The sequence below is a fragment of the Nonomuraea sp. NPDC004702 genome, assembly GCF_053601695.1.
Genome location: NZ_JBSGCE010000002.1, coordinates 197,029 through 223,232 on the forward strand (window position 1 = coordinate 197,029; position 26,204 = coordinate 223,232).

General features: G+C 73.1%; 20 protein-coding genes. 15 read left to right on the forward strand and 5 right to left on the reverse strand.

Translation table 11 applies throughout. The annotated features are described in order from the left end of the window. Positions 1-39: 39 nt before the first annotated feature. Positions 40-465, reverse strand: coding sequence for a hypothetical protein (locus tag ACWEJ6_RS03500; RefSeq protein ID WP_387668704.1), 426 nt, complete (start codon positions 463-465; stop codon positions 40-42). Between the two features lie 98 nt (positions 466-563). Between ACWEJ6_RS03500 and ACWEJ6_RS03505 the strand changes: the two genes are divergently transcribed. The 3 genes from ACWEJ6_RS03505 to ACWEJ6_RS03515 all read left to right on the forward strand — a co-directional run bounded on the left by ACWEJ6_RS03505 (position 564) and on the right by ACWEJ6_RS03515 (position 2,708). After that, entirely contained in the window at positions 564-1,532 is a 969-nt protein-coding gene (locus ACWEJ6_RS03505; RefSeq protein WP_452420934.1) for a GlxA family transcriptional regulator, read from the forward strand. An 83-nt stretch (positions 1,533-1,615) separates the two neighbouring features. Next, the gene (locus tag ACWEJ6_RS03510) at positions 1,616-2,185 is read left to right on the forward strand and encodes a lipoprotein (RefSeq protein ID WP_452420936.1); all 570 of its coding nucleotides are present in this window, start codon (positions 1,616-1,618) and stop codon (positions 2,183-2,185) included. Next, complete coding sequence (locus ACWEJ6_RS03515; RefSeq protein ID WP_452420938.1) at positions 2,169-2,708, forward strand: OmpA family protein; 540 nt, start codon at positions 2,169-2,171, stop codon at positions 2,706-2,708. Before ACWEJ6_RS03510 ends, ACWEJ6_RS03515 begins: the two co-directional genes overlap by 17 nt. Positions 2,709-2,803: 95 nt before the next feature. Here ACWEJ6_RS03515 and ACWEJ6_RS03520 read toward each other — a convergent pair whose 3' ends face one another. Next, on the reverse strand, positions 2,804-3,892 hold the full coding sequence (locus ACWEJ6_RS03520; RefSeq protein WP_387668695.1) for a S1C family serine protease: 1,089 nt from the start codon (positions 3,890-3,892) through the stop codon (positions 2,804-2,806). A gap of 19 nt (positions 3,893-3,911) precedes the next feature. Next, a complete protein-coding gene (locus ACWEJ6_RS03525) occupies positions 3,912-5,342 on the reverse strand; it encodes an AMP-binding protein (protein WP_452420940.1) in 1,431 nt (476 codons plus the stop codon). A gap of 719 nt (positions 5,343-6,061) precedes the next feature. Between ACWEJ6_RS03525 and ACWEJ6_RS03530 the strand changes: the two genes are divergently transcribed. The 8 genes from ACWEJ6_RS03530 (at position 6,062) to ACWEJ6_RS03565 (ending at position 19,185) form a co-directional block, all read left to right on the forward strand. Beyond that, complete coding sequence (locus ACWEJ6_RS03530; RefSeq protein WP_452420942.1) at positions 6,062-6,844, forward strand: hypothetical protein; 783 nt, start codon at positions 6,062-6,064, stop codon at positions 6,842-6,844. 70 nt (positions 6,845-6,914) lie between these two features. Next, positions 6,915-9,092, forward strand: a complete 2,178-nt coding sequence (locus ACWEJ6_RS03535; protein WP_452420944.1) for an acyl-CoA dehydrogenase — start codon at positions 6,915-6,917, stop codon at positions 9,090-9,092. Positions 9,093-9,169: 77 nt separating this feature from the next. Next, positions 9,170-10,678 (forward strand): hypothetical protein, encoded by a 1,509-nt coding sequence (locus tag ACWEJ6_RS03540; RefSeq protein WP_452420946.1) that lies wholly within the window; start codon positions 9,170-9,172, stop codon positions 10,676-10,678. Positions 10,679-10,802: 124 nt separating this feature from the next. Continuing rightward, a complete protein-coding gene (locus tag ACWEJ6_RS03545; protein ID WP_260477562.1) occupies positions 10,803-10,934 on the forward strand; it encodes a hypothetical protein in 132 nt (43 codons plus the stop codon). Between the two features lie 82 nt (positions 10,935-11,016). Then, a complete protein-coding gene (locus ACWEJ6_RS03550; RefSeq protein WP_452420948.1) occupies positions 11,017-12,240 on the forward strand; it encodes a glycosyltransferase family 4 protein in 1,224 nt (407 codons plus the stop codon). Then, positions 12,237-16,376: an alpha-(1->3)-arabinofuranosyltransferase domain-containing protein gene (locus tag ACWEJ6_RS03555; RefSeq protein ID WP_452420950.1), complete on the forward strand. Its 4,140-nt coding sequence runs from the start codon at positions 12,237-12,239 to the stop codon at positions 16,374-16,376. Before ACWEJ6_RS03550 ends, ACWEJ6_RS03555 begins: the two co-directional genes overlap by 4 nt. Continuing rightward, positions 16,373-18,211: a hypothetical protein gene (locus ACWEJ6_RS03560; protein ID WP_452420952.1), complete on the forward strand. Its 1,839-nt coding sequence runs from the start codon at positions 16,373-16,375 to the stop codon at positions 18,209-18,211. The genes ACWEJ6_RS03555 and ACWEJ6_RS03560 overlap by 4 nt, the downstream gene beginning before the upstream one ends. Beyond that, complete coding sequence (locus tag ACWEJ6_RS03565) at positions 18,208-19,185, forward strand: DUF3068 domain-containing protein (RefSeq protein WP_452420954.1); 978 nt, start codon at positions 18,208-18,210, stop codon at positions 19,183-19,185. Before ACWEJ6_RS03560 ends, ACWEJ6_RS03565 begins: the two co-directional genes overlap by 4 nt. On the opposite strand, the gene ACWEJ6_RS03570 is transcribed toward ACWEJ6_RS03565, so the two are convergent. Beyond that, positions 19,126-19,863 carry a class I SAM-dependent methyltransferase gene (locus ACWEJ6_RS03570; RefSeq protein WP_358282852.1) on the reverse strand — a complete coding sequence of 246 codons (738 nt, stop codon included), beginning with the start codon at positions 19,861-19,863 and terminating at the stop codon, positions 19,126-19,128. The genes ACWEJ6_RS03565 and ACWEJ6_RS03570 overlap by 60 nt on opposite strands. Positions 19,864-19,897: 34 nt before the next feature. Here ACWEJ6_RS03570 and ACWEJ6_RS03575 point away from each other — a divergent pair, with 34 nt between their 5' ends. Further along, complete coding sequence (locus ACWEJ6_RS03575; RefSeq protein WP_452420957.1) at positions 19,898-21,721, forward strand: ArnT family glycosyltransferase; 1,824 nt, start codon at positions 19,898-19,900, stop codon at positions 21,719-21,721. Here the strand turns inward: ACWEJ6_RS03575 and ACWEJ6_RS03580 are convergent. Beyond that, positions 21,664-22,911 carry an acyltransferase family protein gene (locus ACWEJ6_RS03580; RefSeq protein ID WP_452420959.1) on the reverse strand — a complete coding sequence of 416 codons (1,248 nt, stop codon included), beginning with the start codon at positions 22,909-22,911 and terminating at the stop codon, positions 21,664-21,666. The two genes, ACWEJ6_RS03575 and ACWEJ6_RS03580, sit on opposite strands and share 58 nt — an antisense overlap. Before the next feature lie 120 nt (positions 22,912-23,031). On the opposite strand from ACWEJ6_RS03580, the gene ACWEJ6_RS03585 reads away from it, so the two are divergent. Genes ACWEJ6_RS03585 through ACWEJ6_RS03595 form a run of 3 tightly spaced genes read left to right on the forward strand, consistent with a single transcriptional unit; the run spans position 23,032 to position 26,152 of the window. Beyond that, positions 23,032-23,952, forward strand: a complete 921-nt coding sequence (locus tag ACWEJ6_RS03585) for a DUF3068 domain-containing protein (RefSeq protein ID WP_358282858.1) — start codon at positions 23,032-23,034, stop codon at positions 23,950-23,952. Next, entirely contained in the window at positions 23,949-24,836 is an 888-nt protein-coding gene (locus ACWEJ6_RS03590) for a decaprenyl-phosphate phosphoribosyltransferase (RefSeq protein WP_358282860.1), read from the forward strand. Before ACWEJ6_RS03585 ends, ACWEJ6_RS03590 begins: the two co-directional genes overlap by 4 nt. Beyond that, the gene (locus tag ACWEJ6_RS03595; protein WP_452420962.1) at positions 24,833-26,152 is read left to right on the forward strand and encodes an FAD-binding protein; all 1,320 of its coding nucleotides are present in this window, start codon (positions 24,833-24,835) and stop codon (positions 26,150-26,152) included. The genes ACWEJ6_RS03590 and ACWEJ6_RS03595 overlap by 4 nt, the downstream gene beginning before the upstream one ends. Positions 26,153-26,204: the final 52 nt, after the last annotated feature.

Here is a 26,204-nt window from a genome sequence, read left to right on the forward strand (position 1 = left end):
GGGGGCGGGCTAGTGGGCGCAGCCGGCGTACTCGTCGGGCTAGTGGGCGCAGCCGGCGTACTCGTCGAGGCGCCGGAACATGGCGGCCAGCATGAGCGGGAACATCGCGACGTGCGCGACGAGCATCAGGACGCCGCCGTCGATGACGCCGAGCCAGAGCAGCGGATAGAGCGGCACGATCGGGACGAACATCGCCGCGCACATCTCCAGCGTCGCCGGCCAGCGGTGGCCGCGGAAGCGCATCCACACGGCCATGCCCACCGACATGTCGACGGCCATGATCAGGTACGCGAGCTCGGGCGACTCGTCGTGGGAGACGGAGAGGCCGAGGGCCGACTGGAGGGCGCCGAGCGCGAACATGCCGACGAACATGGCGACGATCATCTCCACGTAGTGGAGGGCGAACTTCGACCAGCGGCGTCCGGTCGCGGAGGGGGTCGCGGGTGCAGGGGGCGTCGGTGTCATGGCTTCGACTGTGGCCGGGTGGGGGGACGGGGACGAGAGGCGAAGCCGTACATGTCTGGAAACTTGGGTTCTTGGTCTTACGGACCTACAGTCGTGCCATGGAGTACCGGCGGGTCGTGGTCGTCGCCTACGAGGCGGCCGAGCTGCTCGACATCGCGTGCGTCAGCTCGACGCTGGAGAACGCGAACTGGCACGGCGCCTCACCGTACTACCAGGTACGGCTGGCCACCCCCGGCGGTCATCCCGTGACCACGGCCGGCGCGCTGGTGCTGCAGGCCCAGCTCGCGCTGGAGCGGATCACCGGGCCGCTCGACACGCTCATCGTCTCCGGCGGCACCGGCCACGTGGACGCCGCGGCGAACCCGCTGGTCGTCGGCCATGTCCGCAGGCTGGCGCGGGAGAGCAGGCGGGTCGCGTCGGTGTGCACCGGCGCGTACGTGCTGGCCGCCGCGGGACTGCTCGACGGCAGGCGCGCCACCACCCACTGGCGGGAGGCGGCCGACATGGCCGCCCGCTACCCGCGCGTCACCGTGGACCCGGCCCCGATCTTCGTCCGCGACGGCGAGGTGGCCACGTCCGCGGGGGTCACCGCCGCGCTCGACCTCACGCTCGCCCTGGTCGAGGAGGACAACGGCGCCGAACTGGCCAGGACGGTGGCCCGCGGCATGGTCACCTACCTGCAACGGCCGGGCAACCAGGCCCAGATGAGCATGTTCGTCAGCCCTCCGGCGCCCGCCGACGGCCTGGTCAGGCGGATCGTCGAGCACATCAGCGCGAACCTGGCCGCCGACCTCACCGCGGCCACGCTGGCCGCCGCGGCGGGCGTCAGCGAACGCCATCTCACCCGGCTGTTCCTCCGGCATCTGGGGCAGACGCCGGGCAGGTTCGTGCGGCGGGCCCGTACCGAGGGGGCGGCCCAGCTGCTGGTCTCGACCTCGTTGCCCATGTCCGCGATCGCCGTACGGTGCGGGTTCGGGACGGCCGAGACGCTGCGCCAGGCGTTCGTGGACCGGTACGGCATCCCGCCGTCCCGCTATCGGCTGACCCAGTCGTCCACGACCGGCTGATCGCCATTTATCCCGCCCGAAATGGGCAATCCGGGCTAGGGTGTCTGACTTGAGCCTTTTCTGAGCATTAAGGTGATCAGCAGATGCGAAAGACGATCGTGCTCATCGGGGCGGCCGTCGTCCTGGCCGGGTGTGGCATGTCGCCCGGCGGGCAGCCGCAGACCGCCGCCAAGGAGGCGAGCACCACCGCCCCCGCGCCGCCGCGGACCGCGCCCGCGCAGACGGCGCCGCCGCAGGCGGACGTGGTCATCGCCACCCGTGAGGCCAAGGTCGGCTCCGGCGACCAGTACGGCAAGGCCCGCGTCGAGATCACCGCCCTGCTGCGCCAGGGTAAGACCGCCACCCTCAACTGGACGATCACCGCCGTCGAGGGCAAGGTCAACGTGCACAACGGCCTGGGCGGCGGCGGCTTCGACTACACGGTCTCCAACGTCTCCCTGATCGACCCGGTGAACGCCAAGCGCTACCGCGTCGCCCGCAACGGCACCGCCGCCGACGCCACCTGCGTGTGCTCCGGCACGCAGGGCCAGTTCCTGGAGGCGGGGGAGTCCAGCACGCTGTACGCGGTCTTCGCCGCGCCGCCGCCGGAGGTCACGAAGGTCAACGTCGAGATGCCGATGCTGGGCGTGCTCACCGATGTTCCGCTCTCTTAGCCTGGCGTTGGCCCTCGTGCTGACGCCCACGCCGGTCCCGGTCCCGTCCGACGCCGCGGGCCCGGTGGAGGACCTGGTGCTGCCGGTCGAGGACATCGTCGGCGAGGTCGAGTCCATGGACGGCGCGCAGAGCGAGACCAGGCAGGGCCGCGAGGTGACGGTCGCGCTGACCAGCGACGTGCTGTTCGCGCTGGACAAGTGGCGGCTCACGCCCAAGGCCAGGAAACGGCTGGCGGACGTCGCCGCGAAGGTCGAGGCGGAGGGCGCGGGCGGCGTCGTCAGGATCGAGGGGCACACCGACGACCAGGGGAGCGACGCGTACAACCTGGCGTTGTCGCGGCGGCGGGCGCAGGCCGTGCGCGCGGCCCTGGAGAGCCTGCTCGGCGGCGGGAACGTGACCCTCCAGGCGGCCGGATACGGCGAGCGGCGGCCCAAGCTGCCCAATCTGGTCGAGGGCAAGCCGGTGGAACGGAACCGGGCGAAGAACCGGCGCGTGGAGATCGTCTTCACGGCCCGGCAGTGAGGGACCGGCCCGGCTGACGGATCGGCCGGGCAGTGAGGGATCGGCCCGGCACTGACACGCCGGCCCGGCAGGGACACAGCGGCCCGGTCGGGCCGTCACTCGGCCTTGAGCTCGCCGAGGGTCACCGTGACGGTCTGGGTGCCGCCGTCGGGGCGCAGCACCTCCACCTTGACCTGGTCGCCGGGCTTGTAGGCGGTGATCTCCTCGGCCAGCGCGGCCATGGTCGTGGTCTTCTTGCCGTTGATCGAGAGGATCACGTCACCGGCCCGGATCCCGGCCTTCTCCGCGCCTCCGCCCTTCTCCACGCTCGCCACGCCCACACCGCTCGGCTGCCCGGTGGCGCCGATGACCGTGCTGCCGCGGATGCCGAGCGCGGCCCGGTGGCTGTTGGTGACCTTGCCGTTCTTCACGATCTGGGCCGCGATGTCGGTGGCCGTGTTGCTCGGGATCGCGAACCCGATGCCGGGCGCGGCCCCGCCGCCGAGCTGCGGGTCGGTGGCGGCGAGGGTCGGGATGCCGATGACCTCGCCGGCCAGGTTCACCAGCGCGCCGCCGCTGTTGCCGGGGTTGATCGCGGCGGAGGTCTGGATCGCGCCGCTGATGGTGGCGCCCGGCGACTCGGGGCTCTGGGGCTCGCTGACGGTACGGCCGAGCGCCGAGACGATCCCGTTCGTGACGCTGCCCGACAGGCCCAGCGGGTTGCCCATGGCCAGGACGATCTGGCCCACCCGCAGCTTGCCCGAGTCGCCGAACCTGGCCGGGCGCAGCCCGTCGGGCCGATCGACCTTGATCACCGCCAGGTCGCCGGCGCCGAACGCCTTGACCAGCTTGGCCGGGCGGGGCGCGCCGCCGGTGGCGATCGTGACGTTCATCTCGGTCGCCTCGCCGACCACGTGGGCGTTGGTGACGATGTGGCCCGCCGTGTCGTAGACGATGCCGGAGCCGAGGCCCACCTTGGTGTTGATCTGCACGATCGACGGCAGGACGTCCGTGATGACCCGCTCGTACGCGCTCTCCAGCGACTGCGGCGCGCTCCCCGGCGCCTCCGCGGTGGCGGTGGGCGAGCCCGGCGTGGTGGTGGCCGGGCTCGCGGTGGCCGTGGAGGTGGACGCCGGGATCGACGGGGACCGCCCGCAGGCGGTGAGCAGTACGACGGCTGCCAGTCCGGCGACGATCTCCCTCATGGGGAGATGTCTGCCCAGCTCAGCGGGAAAGATACGCCTCCCGGACGTCCCGTCTGCTGAGTTTGCCCGTGGGGGTGCGCGGCAGCGACTCGCGGTACTCGATCACCCGGGGGTGTTTCATCCTGGCCAGCCGGGGCGCGCAGTGCCGCAGCAGCTCGGCGGTCAGCTCCGCGCCGCCCGTCACGCCCGGCACGGGCTGGACCAGCGCCACGACCCTGTGCCCCCACTCGGGGTCGGGCACGCCGATCACCGCCACGTCGGCCACCGACGGATGTTCGAGCAGCGCGGCCTCGATCTCGGCGGGGTAGATGTTGACGCCGCCCGAGATGATCAGGTCGGTCCTGCGGTCCAGCAGGAACAGGTAGCCGTCGGCGTCGAGGTAGCCGATGTCGCCGGGGGTGTAGGCGGCGCCGCGCATGGCCGAGGCGGTCTTGCCGGGGTCGCGGTGGTACTCGAAGCGGTTGATGCCGCCGATGTAGACCGTCCCGGGTTCGCCGGGGGCCGCCTCGTGGCCGTCGTCGCGGATGATCGTGAAGGCCATGCCGTCGAGGGCCCTGCCGACCGTGCCCGGCCGTTCCAGCCACTCCTGGGACGACACCATCGTCGCCACCGCGGCCTCCGTCGAGCCGTAGTACTCCCACAGGACGGGACCGAGCCAGTCGATCATCGCCTGCTTGGTGGCGGGCGGGCAGGGGGCGGCGCCGTGGTAGAGATGGGTGAGGGAGGACAGGTCGTAGGTCTTCCGGTCCGGCACGGCGAGCAGCCGGTGGAACATCGTGGGCACCATGAACGCGTTCGTCACCCGGTGCCGTTCGATCAGCGCCAGCGCCTCGGCGGCGTCGAACCGTTCCGGCGCCACGATCGAGTGGCCGAACTGCAGCGCCATCATCGCCTGGCCGTAAGGGGCCGAGTGGTAGAGCTGCGAGCACACCAGGTGCACCCCGTCGGACGGCAGGCCGAAGTGCCGCCAGCTCTTGCGCATCAGGATGGGGTAGAGGTCCTCGGGCGTGAGGTCGAGCAGCCGGCGGCGCACGCCCTTGGGGCGGCCCGTGGTGCCGGAGGTGTAGAGCATCATGGAGCCGGCCCGGCGGTGCTCGGGCGCGGTGTCGGGCCGGCCGTCGGTCAGTTCGGCGACCGTGAGCGCGCCGGGGGAGACGACGACGTCGGCGCCGCAGTCGGCGACGATGTAGTCGATCTCCTCGGCCGTGTAGTGCCAGTTGGCCGGCACCAGGTAGGCGCCGATCTGGTAGGTGGCCAGCATCATGGTGAGGGCGTCGAGCCCGTTCTTCAGCACGGTCACCACGGCGCCGCCCGGTCGGACGCCGCGCGCGACCAGGCCGTGGGAGGCTCTGTTGGCGCGGGCGAGCAGCTCGCCGTAGGTCGCGCCGTCGTCGCCGAGCAGGGCAGGACGGTCCGGGTCGGCGGCTGCGATCTCGTAGAAACCCCTCATGTCCGCAGACCATACAGAATTAGATTCTGCTGGGGGAATAGAGGAATTATCCTGCTCTTCGGTGACGTAACCTCAAGGCCATGGCGGACGTCGGCGACGAGAGATCAGCACAGGACACTCAACCTTTTCGCAAGGTCGTCGTGCCGCCTGCCGAGCAAGTCGTGCCGCCTGCGGAGCAGACGGTCAAGATCCCGCGTCCGCCGCGGCCGGGTGCGTCCCAGCCGGTACGACCGACTCCGCAACCGCCGTCCGGCCCGCAGCTTCCCTCCGGCCCGCAGCCGCCGTCCGGTCCGCAGTCTCCGTCCGGTCCGCAGTCGCGTCCCTACCCTGGGCCGCCCTCGGGCCCGCAGGTGCGTCCGCAGCCTCCGTCCGGCCCGCAGGGACGCCCGCCGCACCCGCCGCAGTCTCCGGGTGGGAACCAGCAGCTCCAAGGCGCCGGCCGGCAGGGCCCGGGCCCGGGGGCCGCGCAAGGGCCAGGACAGGGGGCGGGGCAAGGGCTCGCACAAGGACCGGGGCAGGTCAACGCGCAAGGGCCTGGGCTTGCGCAAGGGCAGGGGCAGGTGCACGCGCAAGGGCCTGGGCCTGGGCTTGCGCAGGGGCAGGGGCAGCGGCCGGGGCCGGGGAGGGCGTCGCAGCATCAGCCTGTGCAGGTGTGGCCGCCGGGAGCGCCCAGGTCGTCCCAGCCCCAGCCTCCGCCCCAGCCGGGCGCCGTCGGTCCCGTGACGCCGCTCGTCACCAAGCCGCACAAGCGTGGCATCGGGGACATCCCCATCCGCGCGATCTATCTGGCGGGCGCCATCCTCGTCACCGTCACGGCGGTGCTGCTGATCTTCGTCGTGTTCTCCGGCGACGTGCCCACGACCGGCGACCCCGCCGGGACGACGGTCTCCGTCGCCCCCGTGCCGGCCGCGACCGCCACCCCGACCGCCTCCCCGACCCCCAGCGAGACGCCGGTCGCGCTGCCCTCGGTGCCGGCGAGCAAGGCGTTCCCCACGCTGCCGGGCAAGGCGTCCGTGGTGAGCGGGATCATCTCCGACAAGACGAGCGGCATCAGCTACCCGCGCCTGGCCGCGCCCTGGGACGCCAAGTCGTTCGCGCCGTTCACCGTCGCCCAGCGCATCGGCAAGGTGGCGGTGCCGCACACCGTGATCGCCTCGGCCATGTTCCCCGGCGACGCCCCGGAGAAGAAGCCATCCAAGGACGCCGACTACCGCGAGATGGCCGTCCGCGCGGCCCGCTGGGCGTTGCGCACGCAGTATCCGGCGGGCGCCGAGCTGACCTCCTGGACCGGGTCCGCGAAGGTGCCGGTCGGCAAGGGCTGGTCGCTGGGCTACAAGGTCACCTACGTCTCGGGCGGCAAGACCGAGACCGCCCAGGCCCTGGTGACGGTCGTCGAGGTGGGCAAGACCAAGCCGGCGATGCTGCTGGCCTCGATTCCCGAGAAGAACAAGGCGCGATGGGCTGATTTGAACACACTCGTCCAGCAGGTACGGCCCCTCTAGGCCAGAAGCATGCTCTAGAATATGGTTCTGGGCATCGGGCACTGACTTTGACCTGGCTGGAGGATGAGCAATGGCGATCGGATTGAGCGAGGAGCACGAGGCGCTCCGCGACTCGGTGAGCGGCTGGGCCGACCGGAACATCCCCTCGGAGCTGCTGCGATCCGGGTCGGACGAACGTCCGCCCTTCTGGCCGGGCCTGGCCGAGCAGGGGCTGCTCGGACTGCACCTGCCCGAGGAGTCCGGCGGCTCGGGCTACGGGCTGCTGGAGGCGGCCGTCGCCGTCGAGGCGCTGGCCGAGAAGCTCGCCCCGGGCCCGTACGTGCCGACCGTGCTGGCCAGTGCGGTCATCCACGCCTCCAAGCGGCACGACCTGCTCGAAGCCCTCGCCGACGGCACGCTGACGGGCGCCGTCGCGCTGTCCGGCTCGCTCACCGGCTCCCGTGCCGACGACGGCTCGCTGGTCGTGTCCGGCACGGCCGACCCGGTGCTGGCCGGCTCGCTGGCCGACGTGCTGGTGCTGCCGGTGACCACGTCCGAGGGCGAGGAGTGGATCGCCGTCGACGCCTCGGCCGTCACCGTCACGCCGGTCCGGTCGCTCGACCTGACCCGGCCGGTGGCCAAGGTGGAGCTGTCGGAGGCGCGCGTCCCCGCCGAGCGCGTGCTCGACGGCGTGGAGAGCCCCGACGTGCTCAACCTGGCCGCGATCCTGCTCGGCGCCGAGGCCGCCGGGCTGGCGTCCTGGTGCGTCACGGCCGCCGCCGCCTACGCCAAGGTACGCGAGCAGTTCGGCCGCCCGATCGGCCAGTTCCAGGGCATCAAGCACAAGATCTCCCGGATGCTCGTCGCCCTTGAGCAGGCCCGCGCCACCGTCTGGGACGCCACCAGGGCCGAGGGCCGCGAGCTGGAGTACGCCGCCGCCGTCGCCGGGGTGATGGCCCCCGACGCGGCCGTCCAGTGCGCCAAGGACGCGATCCAGACGTTCGGCGGCATCGGCTACACCTTCGAGCACGACGTGCACCTCTACTACCGGCGCGCCCTCACTCTGCGCGCCCTGCTCGGCTCGTCGGCCGAATGGGCCGCCTCGGTGACCGCGCTCGCGCTGCAGGGCGTCGGCCGGGAGATGGAGATCGACCTGCCCGAGGGCGCCGAGGAGCTGCGCGAGGGCATCCGTGCGGAGATCGCCGAGATCGCCCGCCTTGAGGGCCAGGAGCAGAAGCGGGCGCTCGCCGACCGCGGGTTCGTCATGCCCCACCTGCCCAGGCCGTGGGGCCGCGCGGCCAAGCCGCTGGAGCAGGTGCTCATCGCCCAGGAGCTCAAGGCCGCCAAGGTCAGGCTGCCCGCGATGATCATCGGCGCCTGGGTGGTGCCGTCCATCGCCGTGTACGGCACGCCCGAGCAGCAGGAACGTTTCCTGCCCAAGACGCTCAGCGGCGAGATGATCTGGTGCCAGCTCTTCTCCGAGCCGGGCGCCGGGTCCGACCTGGCCTCGCTGCAGATGAAGGCGGAGAAGGTCGAGGGCGGCTGGCGGCTCAACGGCCAGAAGATCTGGACGTCGGTCGCCCACGTGGCCGAATGGGGCATCTGCATCGCCCGCAACTCCTCCGAGGGCACCAAGCACGAGGGCATCACGTACTTCCTGGTGGACATGAAGGCGCCCGGCGTCACGGTCCGGCCACTGACCGAGATGACCGGCGAGAACCTGTTCAACGAGGTCTTCCTCGACGACGTCTTCGTCCCGGACGACCTGGTCGTGGGCGAGGTCGGCGACGGCTGGAAGGTCGCCCGCAACACGCTGTCCAACGAGCGCGTCTCGCTGTCGTCCGGATCGGGCGGCACCGGCGCGTCCGTGCCCGACCTGCTCGGGCTGATCGGCCGGCTCGGGCGCGAGCTCACGCCGGCCGAGGAGCAGGAGGTGGCCGGGGTCGTGTGCGAGGGGCACTCGATCAACGCGCTGTCGCTGCGGGTCACGCTCAAGCAGCTGGCCGGGAACGAGCCGGGCGCCGACGCGTCCGTACGGAAGCTGCTGTCCACCTCGCACGCCCAGCACGTCTCCGAGACGGCCGTCGGCCTGCTCGGCGCCCAGGCCGTGGTGGCCGCCGACATGAAGCTCGGCGACGCCGGCTACTGGAACCGGGCGGTGCTCGCGACCAGGGCCATGACCATCTACGGCGGCACCACCGAGGTGCAGCTCAACATCATCGGCGAGCGCATGCTGGGCCTGCCCCGGGACCCCGAGCCCGGTAAGTAACACATGTGAGGCGTCGGCAGCTAATCTCCCTTGTGCCCGGACTGCCGGTCCTGGCACGAGGGAGAGGCGGTGTCACGGTGCGCGAAGGCCGTGCGGGCCGCTGGGGGCCGGCGGCGCTGGGGCTGGGGCTGGCGGTGCTGGCGCTCGGCCCGGCGCTGGGCTGGGGGCTGGTGCTCCGGTACGACCTGCTCTTCGTGCCCGATCCGCCCCTGTGGCCCGACCGCGGCGGTTTCCCCCGGGCGGTGCCCAGCGACCTGGTCGTGGCGCTGCTGTCCCGGGCGTTGCCCGTGGAGATCGTGCAGAAGGCGGCCCTGGTCGCCGTGTTCGTGCTGGCCGCGACCGGGGCGGCGGCGCTGGTTCCGCCGGAGCGCAGGCTCGCCCGGCTCGTGGCCGCCGCGTTCTACGCCTGGAACCTCTACCTCGCCCAGCGGCTCATGCTCGGCCAGTGGGCCCTGCTGCTGGGCGTGGCCGGGCTTCCGTGGGCGATCCGCGCGCTCACGCGGGAGACCCCCGGAGGGTTCGCGCGGTTCGGGCGGCTGGGGGTGGCGTTGCTGCCGGCGGCGGTGGGCGGGTTCCAGGCGATGCTGGTGTCCTGGCTCACCCTGATGCCGATCGCCGTCGCCCGGCGCAGGGTGCCGGTCGCCGCCGGGGTGCTGGTCGCGTACAGCCTGCCGTGGGCGGTGCCCGCGCTCGGCTCGGGCGCGGCGACCGACCCGGCGGGCGTGGACGCGTTCGCGGCCCGCGCCGACGGGCCCTTCGGCGTGCTGGGCAGCCTGCTCTCACTCGGCGGCATCTGGAACGCCGAGGCCGGCCTGCCGGGCCAGGAGGCGTGGTGGACGGCGACCGCCCGGCTCCTCCTGGTACTCGCCGGCCTGTACGGCTACGCCCGCCTCCGCGCGGCCCCGGAACGGCCCGCCTGGTGGGGCGGCCTGGCGGTGGCGGCGGCCGCCGGGTTCTGCGTCGCCGGGCTGGGCGCGTTCCAGCCGGGACGCGAGGCGCTCAAGTGGCTGATCGCCCTGTGGCCGGGGTTCGGGCCGCTGCGCGACGGCCAGGCATACCTGGCTCCGCTGGCCCTGCTGACGGCGGTCGGCCTGGCCTCGGTCCTGCGGTCGGGCGCGCTCGCGCTGGTCGGGGTGCTGGCCCCGGTGCTGGCGATGCCGACGTTCGCGCTGGGCGCGTTCGGCCGGCTGGAGGCGGTGACGTACCCGGCGGAATGGACGGCGGTCCAGCGGATCGTGGACGGCGACCCCGCGCCGGGCCCGCTGGTGTCGCTGCCGTGGGGCGCCCACCGGGCCTTCCCCTGGAACGGCGGCCGGGTGGTGCTCGACCCGGCGACCAAGCTGTTCCGGCGCCGGGTGCTCTGGGACGACACGTTGCTCGTCGGCCTGCCCGGCGGCGGCCGGCTGCGGGTGCGCGGCGAGGACCCGCTGAACCGCCTGACCGGTGACCTGCTGGTCGCCGGCGCCTACGGCGACCTGCCCGCCAGGTATCTCCTCATGGCCGCGGGCGAGAACGGGTTCCCGTCCGCGCCGCCCGGCTGGAGAACGGTTTTCGACGGCGAAGAGCTGCGCTTGCTGCGGCGTTGACCGGCTGTTTCATGATGTACCGGAGGGTAACTTGCTTTATCACGGTTTGACCAATGTTATGGATTCAAGACGAAACACGTTCTAGTCTCGGCACACCGCGTCACCGGAAGGAAGGGAGAGCTTCGTGTTGCGACTTCTCGTGGCCCTGGCGATAGGAGCCCTGCTGGCGGTCGGAGCCTCCGTCGCGGTGGTCAACGTGGCCTCACCGTCGCTCACCCCGCCCAACCAGCCGCTCTACAACTACGGCACCAGGTGATCCATCCCGCTTGACGCGGGGCCATACACAGCGAGCACGGAGTGTGGCTCCGCCATGCCCGCATGCCCGCCGACGAGGAGTGATGGTGGTCTTTACCGGTGAGCGCAAGGCGGACACGGCACGGCTGATCGAGCCGCGGACCAACGACGCGACGGCGGGAGAGCGGCCACTCGCGGGCGTCCGCGTGGCGATGCTCAACTTCCGCGAACCCTGCCAGTCCACGGCCGGCGGCGCCGAGGAGTACGCCTGGCAGGTCAGCCGGTTCCTGCTGACCCAGGGGGCCTCGGTCGTGTTCCTCACCGGCCGCCAGCGCGGGCAGCGCCGCGCCGAGATGCTCGACGGCGTCGACCTGCGCAGGATGGGCAACCCGTACCTCGTCTACCTGCTGGTCCCGCTCTGGCTGCTGATCCACCGGCGGCGCGTGGACGTCGTCATCGACACCATGAACGGCATCCCCTTCTTCTCCCCGCTCGTCGTCCGCCGCCGCACGCCCGTGATCAGCCTCGTGCACCACGTCCACGACCGGCAGTTCCACGCCTTCCTGCCCGCCTGGCTGGCCCGGATCGGGTGCTTCGTGGAGGGCGAGGTGGCCCGGCTGGTCTACCGGCGCTGCCTGACGGTCACCGTCTCGGAGTCGTCGAGGCACGACCTGGCCACGAAGTTGCGCTGGCTCGCGCCGGTCACCGTCGTGCCGAACGGCTGCGCCGAGCCCGCGCGCAGCGAGCCGCCGGCCGCCGTGGGCGAGCCCGCCCTCGTGTACGCCGGCCGCCTGATCGGCCACAAGCGCATCGAGCGCGTCGTGGACCTGGCCGCCGAGCTCGGCGACGCCTGGCCGGGCCTGCGGGTGCACGTCGTGGGCCGCGGCCCCGAGCGCGACGCCCTGGCCGCCCGGATCTCCGGCCGCGGCCTGGACGGCCGGGTCGAGCTGCACGGCTTCCTGCCCGAGCCGCGCAAGAACGCCCTGCTGGCCGCCGCCCGGCTCAACGTGACGGCCTCGGAGTTCGAGGGCTGGGGGCTGACCGTGATCGAGGCCGCCGCGCTCGGCGTGCCGACCGTGGCCTACGACGTGGCCGGGCTGCGCGACTCCGTGCGGGACGGCGTCACCGGCTGGCTCGTACGGGACGGCGAGAGCCTGGCCGAGGTGACCGGCCGCGCGCTGGAGGAGCTGGCCGACCCGCGGCGGCGGGCGGAGGTGGCCGCGGCCTGCCGCGCCTGGGCCGGGGAATTTACGTGGGCCCGAACTGGGGCTAACATGACCGGACTTATCCTGGCGAAACTCCAAGATTGCGGCGGAGCCCCTCAGTGACCCAAGCCTCGCCTGGACCCCCGGGGGAACGCGGGGACTCCACCGTCGAGAGCTACGAGGCCCGGATCAGGCACAGGCTGCGGCTGCTCGCCTCCTGTCTGCTGCTCGGCGCCATCGCGTTCAACACCTCGACCGAGAAGATCATCCCCGAGACGAAGCTCGACATGGCGGTCAACCCGCTGGGCTTCCTCGGCCGGGCGCTGCACCTGTGGGACGGCGCCTACTTCGGCCACCTGCAGAACCAGGCGTACGGCTACCTGTTCCCGATGGGCCCGTTCTACGCGATCTTCCTCAAGCTGGGCATGGAGTCGTGGGCCGTCCAGCGGCTGTGGATGTCGCTCGTGCTGTGCGTCGCCTTCCTCGGCGTGGTCCAGCTCGCCCGCGCGTTCGGCGTCGGCGGCCCGCACACCCGCGTCCTGGCCGGCTTCGTGTACGCGCTCGCGCCGCACGCCCAAGCGCTGATCGGCATCAACTCCTCGGAGTTCCTGCCCAGCGCCGTGCTGCCGTGGATCCTGCTGCCGCTGGTCAAGGGGGCCAAGGGCGAGCTGACGCCACGCCGGGCGGCGGCGCTGTCGGCGTTCGCCTTCCTGTTCTGCGGCGGCGTCAACGCGGTGGCCGAGGCGGCCGTGCTCGTGGTGCCGATGATCTACCTGCTGACCAGGCGCGGCGGGCCGGTCAAACGCCGCCTGATCGCCTGGTGGTTGCCGCTGGTCGCGCTCGCCTCGCTGTGGTGGGCCGTGCCGTTGCTCACGCTCGGCGGCTACATCTTCTCGTTCCTGCCCTACATCGAGACCGCCACCGCGACGACCGGCGTGACGTCGCTGGTCAACGCGCTGCGCGGCACGTCGAGCTGGCTCAGCTTCCTGACCGTGGACGGCCAGACCTGGCTGCCCGACGCCCACCAGCAGTCCACCGTCCCGTGGCTGATCGTGGTCACCGCCGCCGTGGCCGCGCTCGGCCTGGCCGGGCTCACCCTGCGCCGGCTGCCCGAGCGGCCGTTCCTGCTGATCAGCCTGCTGTGCGGGATCGCGATCATCACCACCGGCCATCCCGGCACGCCGCACGAGCAGGTGATGGTGGGGCTGCTCGACGGCCCGCTCGCCGCCTTCCGCAACCTGCACAAGTTCGACGCGCTGATCAGGCTGCCGGTCGCGCTCGGCCTGGCCGGGCTGCTCTCACTGGCCCGCCCGCGCCTGCGCACGCCCCTGACCGTGCTGGCCGCCGGGCTCGTGACCCTGTCGGGCCTGCCCGTCCTGTACGCCGGTCTCGCCCCCGCCGGCGGCTTCACCGCCATCCCCGACTACTGGCGGCAGGCCATCACCTGGCTCAACCGCAACGCCGGCGACGGCATGGTGCTGGCCGTGCCGGGCGCCAAGCGCGGCGAGTACCTGTGGGGCCGCCCCCTGGACGAGCCGCTGCAGGCGCTCTCGCAGGCCCGCTGGGCCACCCACACGATCGTGCCGTGGGGCTCGGCCGGCATCTCGCGGCTCATGGCCGCCGTGGACGACCGCCTGGCCACCGGCAAGGGCTCGCCGGGGCTGGCCGCCACGCTGCGCCGGATGGGGGTGTCGTACCTGGTCGTCCGGAACGACCTGGACCGGGCGACGATCGGCACGGCCTGGCCGGCCCGGGTGCACCAGGCGCTGGAGGACTCGCCCGGCGTCTCGCTCGTGGCCCAGATGGGGCCGGGCGTCGGCATCGCCCAGTACGGCCGGGCCGCCGCCTGGCTGGACCAGCCCTACCCGGCCGTCGAGATCTACCGCGTGGCCGGCGCCGCGCCGCTGGTCGGCACCGTGGACGCCACCCGCCCGCTGCGCGTCGGCGGCGCGCCGGAGTCCGTGCTCTCCCTGGCCGAGCAGGGCCTCCTGGACGACGACCGGCCCGTCCTGCTCAACGACGACGCGGGCGTGGTCAAGGTGCCCGCGCACGACACGATCCTGACCGACACGCTGCGCCGCAGGGAGGTCGCCTTCGCCGACCTGCGCCGCAACGCCAGCGCCACGCTCACCGCCGACGAGCCCCTGCGCGGCAGCTCGCCCTCCAGCGACCTGCTCGACCCCGGCTGGGCGCGGTACGTCTCCACGGCGGGCCTCACCGGCGTCGCGGGCGTCACCGCCTCCAGCTCCGAGGCCGACGTCGGCGCCGCGGCGAACAGCCGCGAGCCCGGCCACCAGCCCTTCGCCGCCCTGGACGGCGACCGCCGCACGAGCTGGCGCTCCACCGGCTGGAACGGCGCCGTCGGCGAGTGGCTGGAGGTGACCTTCGCCGAGCCGCTGACGATCCCCACGATCCAGGTGGCGTTCGAGAACTCGCCGATCGGCCCGCCGCCCAGCGAGGTCGTCGTGGAGACCGGCGCCGGCTCGCTGCGCCAGAAGGTGCGCGCGACCGCCGACCCGCAGGAGCTGGCCGTGCCGAAGGGGCCGGTCGAGCGGCTGCGGGTGAAGGTCGTCGCCACCGCGTACGAGCCGGCGAACCGCCTCGGCGGCCGGGTCGGCATCACCGAGCTGGCCATCCCCGGCGTCCGGCCCGGACGCTCGATCGTCGTGCCCGACCCGCGCGAGGACACCGGCGAGCCGGCCACGATCGCGGTCGCCAGGACCGGCGACGTGCCCGGCTGCGTCCGCGGCTCGGCCGCCTGGAGCTGCGCCAAGGGCCACGAGGTGCTGGGCGACGACGGCAACGGCTTCGACCGCTCCTTCGTCACCGGCAAGGACGGCGCATACGGCATCTCGGGCCGCGCCACGGTCACCGACCGCGCGACGATCGAACGCCTCAGCACGCTGCCCGGCGACTCCCTGACCGTGCGCGCCTCCTCCACCGCGGTGGACAGCGGCGCGGCGGGCGGCCGCTGGGCCTTCGACGGCGACCCGAAGACGGCCTGGTTCGCCGACCCGCTCGACCCCAGGCCCACGCTGAACGTTGAGCTGGCCCGCGAGACGAAGCTGTCGCGGATCCGCGTCATCACGCCCGACTCCTACCTCGGCGCCCCTCCCGTCCGGGTGACGATCCGCGCGGAAGGCGGCGTCCGGCAGAGCTGGGTCGGCACGGACGGGCTCGTCCGATTCCCCGAGATGAGGGCCAGGAAGGTCGCGCTGGAGTTCGGCGCGTCCGGCGGCCGGCCGATCGAGATCAGCGACGTGGCCTTCCCCGGCGTGCGGCCGCTCGGCGCGCTGACCGGCTTCAAGCTCACGCTGCCGTGCGGCTTCGGGCCCACGCTCACCATCGACGGCAACGAGGTGCACACCGCCGTCACCGGCGGCACCCTGCACGACGTGGTCACCGGTCGGCCGGTGACCTTCGAGACCTGCGAGCGGCTCCAGCTCGTGGCCGGTCCGACCCGGCTGTCGGTGCGGCCGGGCGAGTCGTACCGGGTCGAGTCGGCGGTCGTGCGGCACGAGCCGGGCAGCCCCGCGGCCGGGCCCACCGTCATGCGGCGCACGCCGGTCACCACGTGGGCGGCCGGCGAGCGGGTCGTCCAGGTGAACGTCCAGGACGACGCCTACCTGGTGGTCAACGAGAACTTCAACGCCGGCTGGAAGGCCACGCTGGGGGCCGCGGCGCTCAAGCCGGTCCGGCTCGACGGCTGGCGGCAGGCCTGGTTCCTGCCCGCCTTCACGGCCGGGACGGTGACGCTCACCTACGAGCCGGACGAGCCATACCGGGCGGGGCTCGCCGCGGGCGGGGCGCTGGCGCTGCTCGTCGCCGGGCTGGCGCTGGTGGGCAGGGGCCGGCCGGGACGCCATCTGGCGCCCGTCCTGGCCGCCCGGCCACGGATCCGGCACGTCGCGATGTTCGCCGTGGCGCTCGGCTACTGGGTCGGCGGGCCGGCGGGGGCGGGCGTGGCCGGGGTGGCGTTCGTGCTGGGCGCCTGGTCGCGTCCGCTGCGGGAGGCCGAGCACCTGCGCGGGCGGCGGCGCTGGACCCTGCTGCTCGGGCCGCCCGGCGGGCTCGCGCTCTACCTGGCCGCCACGGTCGCGGTGGCGCTCGGCGCGGGCGGCCTGTGGGCGCAGCTGCTCTGCCTGCCGCTGCTCGGGCAGCTCCTCGTCGAGGTGGCGGCCAGACGCGCGCCGGCCCGGCAGACCACCGTACCGATCACCGTCGCCGCAGGCGGCCCGACCATGACGAGTGTTCCGTGACCGACACGATCAAGCCGCGTCCGGGGACCGTCATCACGGTTCCCGGCCCGGTGGCGCGTGCCGCCCGGTGGGCCCGCCGCCACGGCGTCCTGCTGGCCGGGCTCGTGCTCATCGCCGCCTCGGTGGCGGGCAAGGCGGCCGTCGTCCAGGAGGCGTACTTCAAGGAGGACGACTACGAGTTCGTGGCCAGGGCGATGGAGGGCGGCCTGTCCTTCGACTACCTGACCCGGATCCATTTCGGCCAGTTCATGCCGGGCGGCTTCCTGGTGGCCTGGCTGGTCTCCCGGCTGCACCCCTTCGACTGGGGGTGGGCGGCCGGCACGGTGCTGGCGCTGCACGCCCTGGCCGCCCTGGGCGTGCTGCGCATGCTGCGGGTGGTCTTCGGCAGGCGGCCGGCGACGCTCGTGCCGCTGCTGGTCTTCCTGCTCGCGCCGGTCACCGTGCCCGCGCTGGCCTGGTGGGCGGCCGGGCTCAACACCGTCTTCCTCCAGGTCGCGCTGCCCATGGCGGTCGCCTCGCACTGGCACCACCTGCGGACGGGCCGGCTGCGGCACGCCGTGGCCGCGGCGCTGTGGGTGCTGGTCGGGCTGCTGGGCTTCGTCAAGGGGTTCGCGCTGCCGCTGCTGCTGTTCGCCCTCACCGCGATCTACCACGGCGGCCTGCGCGCCGCGCTGCGCCGCCACCTGGCCGCCTGGGCCATGTACGCGACCGTGCTGGTGGCCTTCGGCGCGCTCTACGTCCAGCGGTCGTCGTCGGCGCCGAACACCGGGGCGCTGCCGATCTTCGACCAGGCTTTGGGCTTCCTGTGGGAGCTGCTGGGCAAGACGTTCGCCACCACCGTGCTCGGCGGGCCGTGGCGGTGGTTCGCGGGCGGCGACTGGGGGGTGGCCTCGCCGCCGCTGCCGCTGGTCATCGCCTCCCTCGTCGTCCTGGCCGCGCTGGTGGTGGTCACCAGCCGGTACCGCCGGCGGGCGGTCCTGGCCTGGGCCACGCTGCTGGGCTACCTGCTCGTCGCGGACGCGCTGCCGGTGTTGTGGGGACGCGTCCACCTGCTGGGCTCGTTCGTCGGCACCGACACCCGGTACGTCGCCGACGCCGTCCCGCTGCTCGCGTTGGTCGTGGGCCTGGTGCTGCTGCCGCTGCGCGGCGAGGAGGAGCCGTACCGCAGGGCGCTGCCGGCGCGGGAGCGGGTGACCGGGGCGGCCGGCGCGATGCTCGGGCTGTTCGCGGGCGCGTCGCTGGTCACGGTGACGCTCTTCGCCGGGTACCTGGGGGCCGAGCGGCGGCACGGCTACGTCGAGACCGCCCGCGCCGAGCTGGCCAGGGCGGCCCCCGACAGCGTGATCTACGACCGGCTGGTGCCGACGGAGGTGCTGCCGAACTCGTACGGGACCTACAGCCTGACCTCGCGGGTGCTGGGCGCGCTGGCCACGCCCGCGCTCAGGGCCAGGATGCAGGCGCCGCCCGCCGCGCTCGACGGCCTGGTCTTCGACGACCAGGGCCGCCTGCGGCCGGTGGACGTGCAGGGCATCCCGCTCGTGCCCACGACCCGCGACCGGTGCTGGCCGGTGACCGGCGGGACCGTCCAGGTGCCGCTGGACAACCGCGTCACCCGCATCGAGGGCACCCTGGTCAGGCTGGGGTACGCGGCCCGCTCCGACACGACGGTCACCCTGTGGATGGGCGACCGCGCCACCGACGTGAAGCTGCGCGCGGGCTTCGGCCGGGTCTTCGTGCTGGCCGTGCCCGGCGCGGACCGGATCGTCGTGCACGACGTGCCGCCCGGCCTGTGCCTGGGCGACGTGACGCCGGGACAGGCGGTGCCCCGGCCGTGACCGCCACGAGCCGAAGGAGCCTCGCGCTGGTGCTGGCCGCCGTGGGGGCCTTCCTGCTGACGCTCATCCCGCTGAGCCGCCTGTACGTCTACGACCGGGTGCTCAAGGCCCCCCTGGAACAGCAGAGCATGACCAGGGCGACCGCCGAGTCGGCCACGTACGTGGACCCGGCCACCATGCGGCAGACGACCGGCGACCTGGTCCAGACCCGGTGGCTGATCGGCGACGTGCTGGCCGGCGACGACGACCGCGCGGTGTGGGGCGAGTCGGTCTCCCTGGCCACCCGCGACGGCCACCGCCTGGACTACCACGAGCGCCGCCTGGCCTTCGACCGGCGTACCGGCGAGATCGTGAACTGCTGCGGCGAGTACCTGGACGAGGACGTCTCCGTCCGGCAGACCGGGCAGGCCTTCCGCTGGCCGTTCAACGCGGAGCGCCGCGACTACCCGCTGTTCGACCTGCGCCTGCGCCGCCCGGTCACGGCCGTCTTCGACGGGGTCGAGCGGGTGCGCGGCGTCGAGACCTACCGCTACGTCCAGCGCACGCCGCGCCAGTTGGTGCCCGGCGAGACGCCGCCGCTGCCGCGCCGCCTGCTCGGCCTGCCCGGCAAGGGCGACGTCGGCCTCGGCCGCTACGCCGAGATCCGGCGCACGTACTGGGTCGAACCGGTCAGCGGCCTGCCCGTCAGGACGCTGGAGGAGGTGACCGAGACGCTGGTCACCGCGGACGGCCGGGGCCGCCTGACCGCCCTGGACGCGGACTTCCGCACCGCCGAGCCGGACGTCGTCGCGGCCCTGGCGACGGCGGCCGCCTACAAGCGCTGGATCCTGCTGCTCGGCACGGTGGCGCCGGTCGGCGGCGGCCTGCTCGGCGCGGGCTGCGTGGCGGCCGCCCTGTGGTTGTCGCGGCGGCGCTCACCTGCGGCGCAGGACGAGGAGCAGGTTCCAGGTGACCAGCTCGCGGATGCCAGGTAGGTGGACGACGTGCCTGGCCCAGCGTGGATGGTAGCGAGGGATCGCGTCGAGGACCTCCACGTCGCGCCTCCTGCGCGCCCAGGCCAGCGGCTTGGCCACGCCGATGGCGTACATGCTCTCGCCGAAGACGTTCTTGGGCGGCTTGCCGTGGGTGCGGGCGTAGCGGCGGGCGGCGTAGTGGCCGCCGAGGTAGTGCCAGGGGGAGGTCTCGTGGCCGCCCCAGGGCGAGAACCAGATCGTGTACGACAGGTAGACCACGCCGCCCGGCCGGGTCACCCGGACCATCTCCTCGGCCATCCGCAGCGGGTCGGGCACGTGCTCCAGCACGTTGGAGGAGAAGCACACGTCCACCGAGCCGGTGGCGAGCGGCAGGTCGAGCGCGCTGCCGAGCACGGCGTCGCGGGGCGGCACGCCGTCGCGCAGGCGCATCTCACCGGCGTCGCAGTCGACGCACAGCGGCCGCGCGCCGACCGCGCGCAGGGCGTCGGCGAAGTAGCCGGGGCCGCCGCCGATGTCGGCCACGGTCGCGCCGGCCAGGTCGGTGTAGGTGGCGAGCTGGGCCACCGTGTCCCTGGCCAGGGTGCCGTAGAAGAAGTCGGGGTCGCTCTGCTCCAGGCGGAAGGCGCGCAGCAACCGGACGGATCTGCCGAGATCCGCTCGGAACGGTTCGGTGTCCACGGCGCGGAGCTTACTGCAGTGGAGGGATACGTCCATGGCTGAAGACGTCAAGCGAGCCGAGCCCTTCCAGATCACCATCCCGGCGGTGCGCACCGGGCCGGTCATCGGCGTGGGCCTGCTGATCGTGCTGATCTCGCTGGTGTTCCGGGCCAGCCTGCTCAGCAAGGCCTACTTCGTCGAGGACGACTTCCTCTTCGTGGCCGGGGCCGGCGACAGCGGGCCGACCTGGGAGTACCTGATGAGGGTGCACAAGGGGCACCTCATGCCGGGCGCGCTCGGCCTGGTGTGGCTGCTCACGTCGGTCGCGCCGTACAGCTGGGCGCTGGTGTCGTTCGTGACCGTCGCGATCCAGGGGGCGGCCTCGGTCATGTTCCTGGTGCTGCTGCGGCGGCTGTTCGGCGACCGGGCGGCGGTGCTCGCCGCGCTGACCGTCTACGCGTTCGCGCCGCTCACCGTGCCCGCCATGAGCTGGTGGTCGGCCGCGCTCAACGCCGTGCCGCTGCAGCTCGCGCTGATCGCGGCGCTGGCCGCGCACGTCAGGTACGTACGCGAGGGCAAGGGCCGCTGGCGGGCCCTGGCCTGGACCGCCGTCGGGATGGCCTTCTCCACCAAGGGGGTGTTCATCCCGTTCGTGGTGCTCGGCGTCAGCAGCGCCTACCTCGGGCGTGGCCTGTGGGCCCGTGCCCTGCTCGCCGAGCTGCGCCGGCCCGTCTGGTGGGCGCACGGCCTGCTGCTGGCCGGGTACGCGCTGCTCTACTGGCTGCGCCGCGACACCGCCGGGGCCGACGCGCTGACCGGCCCGAAGGCCGAGGTGGTCCCGGGGCTGCTGCGCAGGCTGCTGGGCGAGACCTTCCCGACGGGGGCGGTGGGCGGGCCGCTGCGCTGGGGCGGCGTCACCTCGACCGGCGGGCTGGCCGACCCGGCCCCGGTGACCGTGGCCGTGGCGTGGGCGGTGCTCGCCGCGCTGGTCGTGGTCACCTGCGTGTACCGCAGGCGGGCCTGGCGGGCGTGGGCGATCCTGGCGGCCTACGTGGTGGTCGCCGACGCGGTGCCCACCGTGATCGCGCGGGCCACCGCCTGGGACCTGGTCGGCGCCGAGACCCGGTACGTCGCCGACGCCGCCGTGCTCTTCGCGCTCTGCCTGGCGCTGGCCGTCATGCCGGTGGAGGACGAGCCCGATGTCGTACGCCGGCCGGTGCCGGCGAGCATGCCGGCCGTCGGCGGTGCGCTGACCGCCGTCTTCGTCGTCGTGTCGCTGATCTCGATCAACACCTTCGGCGACACGCTCACCGGCGACCGGGTCAGGACGTACCTGGAGAACGCGAGAGCCTCGCTGGCCGCGGCGGCGGGGGAGGCCGACATCTACTCCCGTCCCGTGCCGCCGGAGATCGTCCTGCCGTGGAACGGGGAGCGCCGGATGACCTCGTACGTGCTGGCGCCGCTGGCCGACGACGCGACCAGGGAGCGCATGCGCGACCCGCGGCCCTCGGCGGAGCCGTACGTGCTGGACGACACGGGCAAGCTCGTCCTGGTGGGGCGGGTGGTGCCGTTCTTCGACGCGGTCAAGGGGCGCAAGTGCTACCCGGCGGGCAAGGAGTTCCCCGTCGAGTCCTTCGGCGGGCCCGGCGTGGTGGTGGCCATGTCGTACGTCAGCCCGCGGCCCGTGCAGGTCGTGGTGGAGGTCGGCGAGGCGCAGCGGGCGGCCACGCTGCCCGCGACCGGCGCCATGGGCGCGCTGTTCTACGTGCCGCACGACGGGCCGGGCAAGGGCATGCGGATCACCGCGGCCGGGGCGCAGGGTCAGGCGTTCTGCCTCAGGGCGGTGGCCTTCGGCGAGCCGGGCCCGGCGGCGCGCTGAGGCGCCAGGCGGATCAGCCGCCTGGCCGGCTCCTCGACGTAGCGGTGGGTGAGCCCGGCCATGGTGACCGTGACGGCGGTGACGGCGACCAGGTTCACCAGGAGGTTGCCGGTCCACGGCCGCTGGCCGGTGAAGTCGTACCAGAGGTAGAGGATGACGAACTGCCACAGGAAGACGCCGTAGGAGATCTGGCCCAGGTAGCTCATCACCCGGCCGCCGAGCAGCTCGTGCACCCGCGTGGGCCGTCCGGCCGCCAGCGCGGCGGGGGCGACCAGGCAGAAGGCGACGAGCGTGTAGAGGCCCTGCTCGGTGAACGCGGTCCAGATGCTGCCCAGGCCGACCGCGCGCGGCCCGGTGAGCGGCGTGGCGGCGATGAGGTAGGCCAGGCCCGCGATGACCCACAACGTGCCCCAGGAGGAGGCCAGCGCGGCGCTCAGCCGCCGCGCGCGGCCGTCCTCGGCCCTGGCCCAGACGGTCAGCACGGCCAGCGCCATGCCGGGCACGAAGAACGTCCAGGAGCGCGGCAGCCACACGTTCATCCAGGGCCGGTAGTCGGGGAAGTACTCGAAGACCGTGTACACGTAGGACAGCGCGCCGAAGGCGGCCAGGCCGATGAGCAGCCGCCGTCCCCTGGTCCGCAGGTCGGGGTCGCCGCGCAGGGCGAACCTGCGCAGCACCGCCGCCATCAGCGGGAGCGTGAGGTAGAAGGTCAGCTCGACCGCGAGGCTCCACATCTGGCCGAGCCCCTTGGGGCCGAGGCCGTACCACCAGGGGGTGATGTCGTAGGTGTGCACGAGGAACAACATCTGCGCCCACGTCCAGGGGTCGGCGCGGTGCGCGTCGCCCCACAGCAGCAGCGCCACGGCGACCACCAGCCAGTACGCCGGCATGATCCGGAAGAAGCGTTTCCACAGGTAGCGGCGGGTGTCCGGAGCCCGGTCGCCGAGCAGCGCCTCAGCCGCCCACGGCCGGTACAGCAGCAGGCCGGAGAGCGTGAAGAAGATCGGCACGCCGATCTCGCCCCTGGACAGCACGCCGCCCAGGAACCCCGGGTCCAGCGCCGTCCCCGCCTCCATGGACACGTGGAACAGCAGGACGGCGAAGGCGGCCACGGCGCGCACGCCGTCGAGCGAGGTCTGGTGTCCTGAGACCACCGGCAGCCCGCCCGAAGTAGAACCTGTTTCGGTCACGTTTCCGCATCCCTGGTGACGTCGGTCACTCGTCGCAATAACATACCGGCGAGTAGGTAGTTCGTTTCAGTACTTAACCACCCAAACAGGCGTCAGTGCACCTGCGCACATGGAGGGTCCATGAACCGGGTCGTCGTTGGCAGCGTCCTCATCGCCGTCGGGGCATTCCTCATCGTTCTGGCTCCCCTGGTGCGTCTCCAGGTCGCGCCCGCCTTCATGGCCGCCAAGGGCGACCAGTACAGCATCAGCAAGCTGCACGCGACGGGCGCCCAGTACTTCAGCATCCCGGACGGCAAGGTGCTGACCGCCGACCTCGACATCATCGTCACCACCCGCGGCGACGTGAAGGAGGCCAACGACGACCGCGTCGTCTGGGACGAGTTCACCGCCGTCAACGACGTCACCAACAGCAAGCCGGGCATCAACTTCAGCGAGCGGCGCAGCGCCTTCGACAAGCGCTCCGGCGTCGGCCTCAACTGCTGCGGCGCCAGCATCGACAAGGCCCCGGTGCAGCTCCAGGGCCAGATCTACAAGTTCCCGTTCGACGTGGAGAAGAAGACCTACCAGGTCTTCAACGCCAGCGCGGGCAAGGCGTTCGACGCCAGGTTCGTCGGCGAGGAGCAGGTCAACGGGCTGGCCACGTACAAGTTCGAGCAGACCGTCCCCGAGACCAGGACGCAGACGCTGAACGCGCCCGCCGCCTGGTTCGGCATGGGCACCTCGGGCGACGTGCAGCTGAACCGGTTCTACTCCGGCACCGTCACCTACTGGATCGAGCCCACCACCGGCGCGCCCGTCAAGCAGGAGCAGGTGCGCAACGAGGTGCTCAAGAGCCAGGACGGCATCGAGCGCTCCAAGGCGTTCGTGGCCACCGCCAAGATGACCGACGACACGGTCAAGGGCCTGGTCGACAGCGCCTCCGAGGGCAAGAGCCAGATCAACCTGATCAGGACCACGCTGCCGATCGTGCTCGGCGTGGTCGGGGTCGTCCTGCTCCTGGGCGGCCTGCTGCTCGCCCTGCGCGGCCGCCGGTCCGCATGAGCCAGGGCGTGGTCGCCCGGCCCTGGTCGCCCGCGCCCGCACTGGCCCTGGTCAGGGCGGCCCGGCCGCGTCAGTGGCTGAAGAACCTGCTCGTCCTGGCCGCCCCCATGGCGGCCGGGGTGCTCGGGCAGCCGGGCCGCCTGCTCGCGGCGCTGCTCGTCCTGGCCGCCTTCTGCCTGGCCGCCAGCGGCTCCTACCTGCTGAACGACGCTTCCGACGTGGAGGCCGACCGGCTGCACCCGCGCAAGCGCCGCCGGGCCGTCGCCTCCGGCGCGGTGTCGGTGCGCACGGCCCGGGTGGCGGGCGTCGTCCTGCTGGTCCTCGCGCCCGCGGTCGCCGCGCTCACCGGCGGCTGGCAGTCGCCCGCGGTCGTCGCCGGGTACGTCGCCCTGACCCTGGCCTACACGACCTGGCTCAAGCACCAGGAGGTCGTGGACCTCATCGCGGTCGCCGGATGCCACGTGATCAGGGCCTACGCCGGAGCCGTCGCCGTCGGGGTGCCGGTGACCGGCTGGTTCCTGGTGGTCGTCTCGCTGGCCGCGCTGCAGCTGGTGGCCGGCAAGCGCGAGGCCGAGCTGCGGTCGCGGGGCGTGTCGGGGACGCGGGCCACGCTGGCCGCCTACCCGGCCGCGTACCTGACGCACGTGCGGATCATGGCGTCCGGGGCGATGATCGTCACGTACTGCCTGTGGGCGCTGAACGCGCACGAGAACGTGTTCTACGGGCTCAGCATCGTCCCGTTCCTGCTCCTGGTGCTCCGGCACAACCTGCTGGTCGAGCGGGGCGGTGGCGAGGAGCCCGAGGAACTGGTGATCCGCGACCGGCCCACCCTCGTCTTCGCCGCCGCGCTGGTCGTCCTGGTGGGGCTCGGGATCTACGCGTGAGCACGTTCCTCACCGGCTGGGGCCGCACCTCGCCCACCCCCGCCGTGCTGCGCCGCCCGCGCTCCCTGGACGAGCTGCGCGACCTGGTCGTGGCCGCGCCGGGCCGCGGCGTCGTCGCCCGCGGGCTCGGCCGCTCGTACGGCGACGCCGCCCAGAACGCCGGCGGCCTCGTCCTCGACTGCACCGGCCTGGACGCCTGGAGCTTCGACGAGCGCACCGGCGTCGTGACCGCGGCGGGCGGGGTCAGCCTGCACGAGGTGATGACGGCGCTGGTGCCGCGCGGCTGGTTCGTGCCCGTGAGCCCCGGGACCAGGCACGTCACGGTCGGCGGGGCCGTCGCGGCCGACGTGCACGGCAAGAACCACCACCGCGACTCCTCCTTCGGCGCGCACGTGCGCTCGCTCACCCTGGTGACCGCCGACGGCGCCGCCAGGGTGCTGCGCCCCGGCGATCCGCTCTTCCGGGCGACCCTCGGCGGCATGGGCCTGACCGGGGTGGTGGCCGAGGCGACGTTCGGCTGCGTGCCCGTCGAGTCGTCCCGGATGCGGGTGGACGTGCGGCGCACCGCCGACCTCGACGAGACGCTCGACGTCATGGCCCGCACCGACGACCGCTACCGCTACACGGTGGCCTGGATCGACCTGCTCGCCCGCGGCCGCCGGATGGGCCGCAGCGTCCTGACCAGGGGCGACCACGCGCCGCGCGACGGGGACAAGGCGCCGCCGGTCTTCGCGCCGCGCGCCCGGCTGCACGCGCCGCCGTGGGCGCCGGACGGGCTGCTCAACGGGCTCAGCGTGCGCGCCTTCAACGAGCTCTGGTACCGCAAGGCGCCCGCGAGCGCGACCGTCACGCAGGGCATCGCGCCGTTCTTCCACCCGCTCGACTTCGTCGAGGGCTGGAACCGCATGTACGGCCCGCGCGGCTTCGTGCAGTACCAGTTCGTGGTGCCGTTCGGCGCGGAGGAGACGTTGCGCGGCATCGTCGGGTCGTTGTCGGCGCACGGGACGGTGTCGTTCCTGACCGTGCTCAAGCGGTTCGGTCCCGGTTCGGGCGGTCTCCTGTCCTTCCCCGTGCCCGGCTGGACCCTGGCCCTGGACATCCCGGCCGGTCAGCGCGGCCTGAGCGGGCTCCTGCGCGGCTTCGACGAGCGCGTCGCGCAGGCCGGAGGACGGGTGTACCTGGCCAAGGACGCCCGGCTGCGCGCCGACATGATGGCGTCGATGTACCCCGAACTGGAACGATGGCGGAGCATCAGGGACGAGGCCGACCCGGAGGGCCTGTTCCGCTCGGACCTGTCCAGGAGACTACGACTGTGACCACCACTTCTGACGCGACCCGGGCGGCCGCCGCTCCGGGGCGTGGGGCGTC

Excerpts from the sequence above, each read along its gene's own strand:
- ACWEJ6_RS03500 (WP_387668704.1), bottom strand. The coding sequence starts at position 465 with ATGACACCGACGCCCCCTGCACCCGCGACCCCCTCCGCGACCGGACGC.
- ACWEJ6_RS03505 (WP_452420934.1), top strand. The coding sequence starts at position 564 with ATGGAGTACCGGCGGGTCGTGGTCGTCGCCTACGAGGCGGCCGAGCTG.
- ACWEJ6_RS03510 (WP_452420936.1), top strand. The coding sequence starts at position 1,616 with ATGCGAAAGACGATCGTGCTCATCGGGGCGGCCGTCGTCCTGGCCGGG.
- ACWEJ6_RS03515 (WP_452420938.1), top strand. The coding sequence starts at position 2,169 with ATGTTCCGCTCTCTTAGCCTGGCGTTGGCCCTCGTGCTGACGCCCACG.
- ACWEJ6_RS03520 (WP_387668695.1), bottom strand. The coding sequence starts at position 3,892 with ATGAGGGAGATCGTCGCCGGACTGGCAGCCGTCGTACTGCTCACCGCC.
- ACWEJ6_RS03525 (WP_452420940.1), bottom strand. The coding sequence starts at position 5,342 with ATGAGGGGTTTCTACGAGATCGCAGCCGCCGACCCGGACCGTCCTGCC.
- ACWEJ6_RS03535 (WP_452420944.1), top strand. The coding sequence starts at position 6,915 with ATGGCGATCGGATTGAGCGAGGAGCACGAGGCGCTCCGCGACTCGGTG.
- ACWEJ6_RS03550 (WP_452420948.1), top strand. The coding sequence starts at position 11,017 with ATGGTGGTCTTTACCGGTGAGCGCAAGGCGGACACGGCACGGCTGATC.
- ACWEJ6_RS03575 (WP_452420957.1), top strand. The coding sequence starts at position 19,898 with ATGGCTGAAGACGTCAAGCGAGCCGAGCCCTTCCAGATCACCATCCCG.
- ACWEJ6_RS03585 (WP_358282858.1), top strand. The coding sequence starts at position 23,032 with ATGAACCGGGTCGTCGTTGGCAGCGTCCTCATCGCCGTCGGGGCATTC.
- ACWEJ6_RS03590 (WP_358282860.1), top strand. The coding sequence starts at position 23,949 with ATGAGCCAGGGCGTGGTCGCCCGGCCCTGGTCGCCCGCGCCCGCACTG.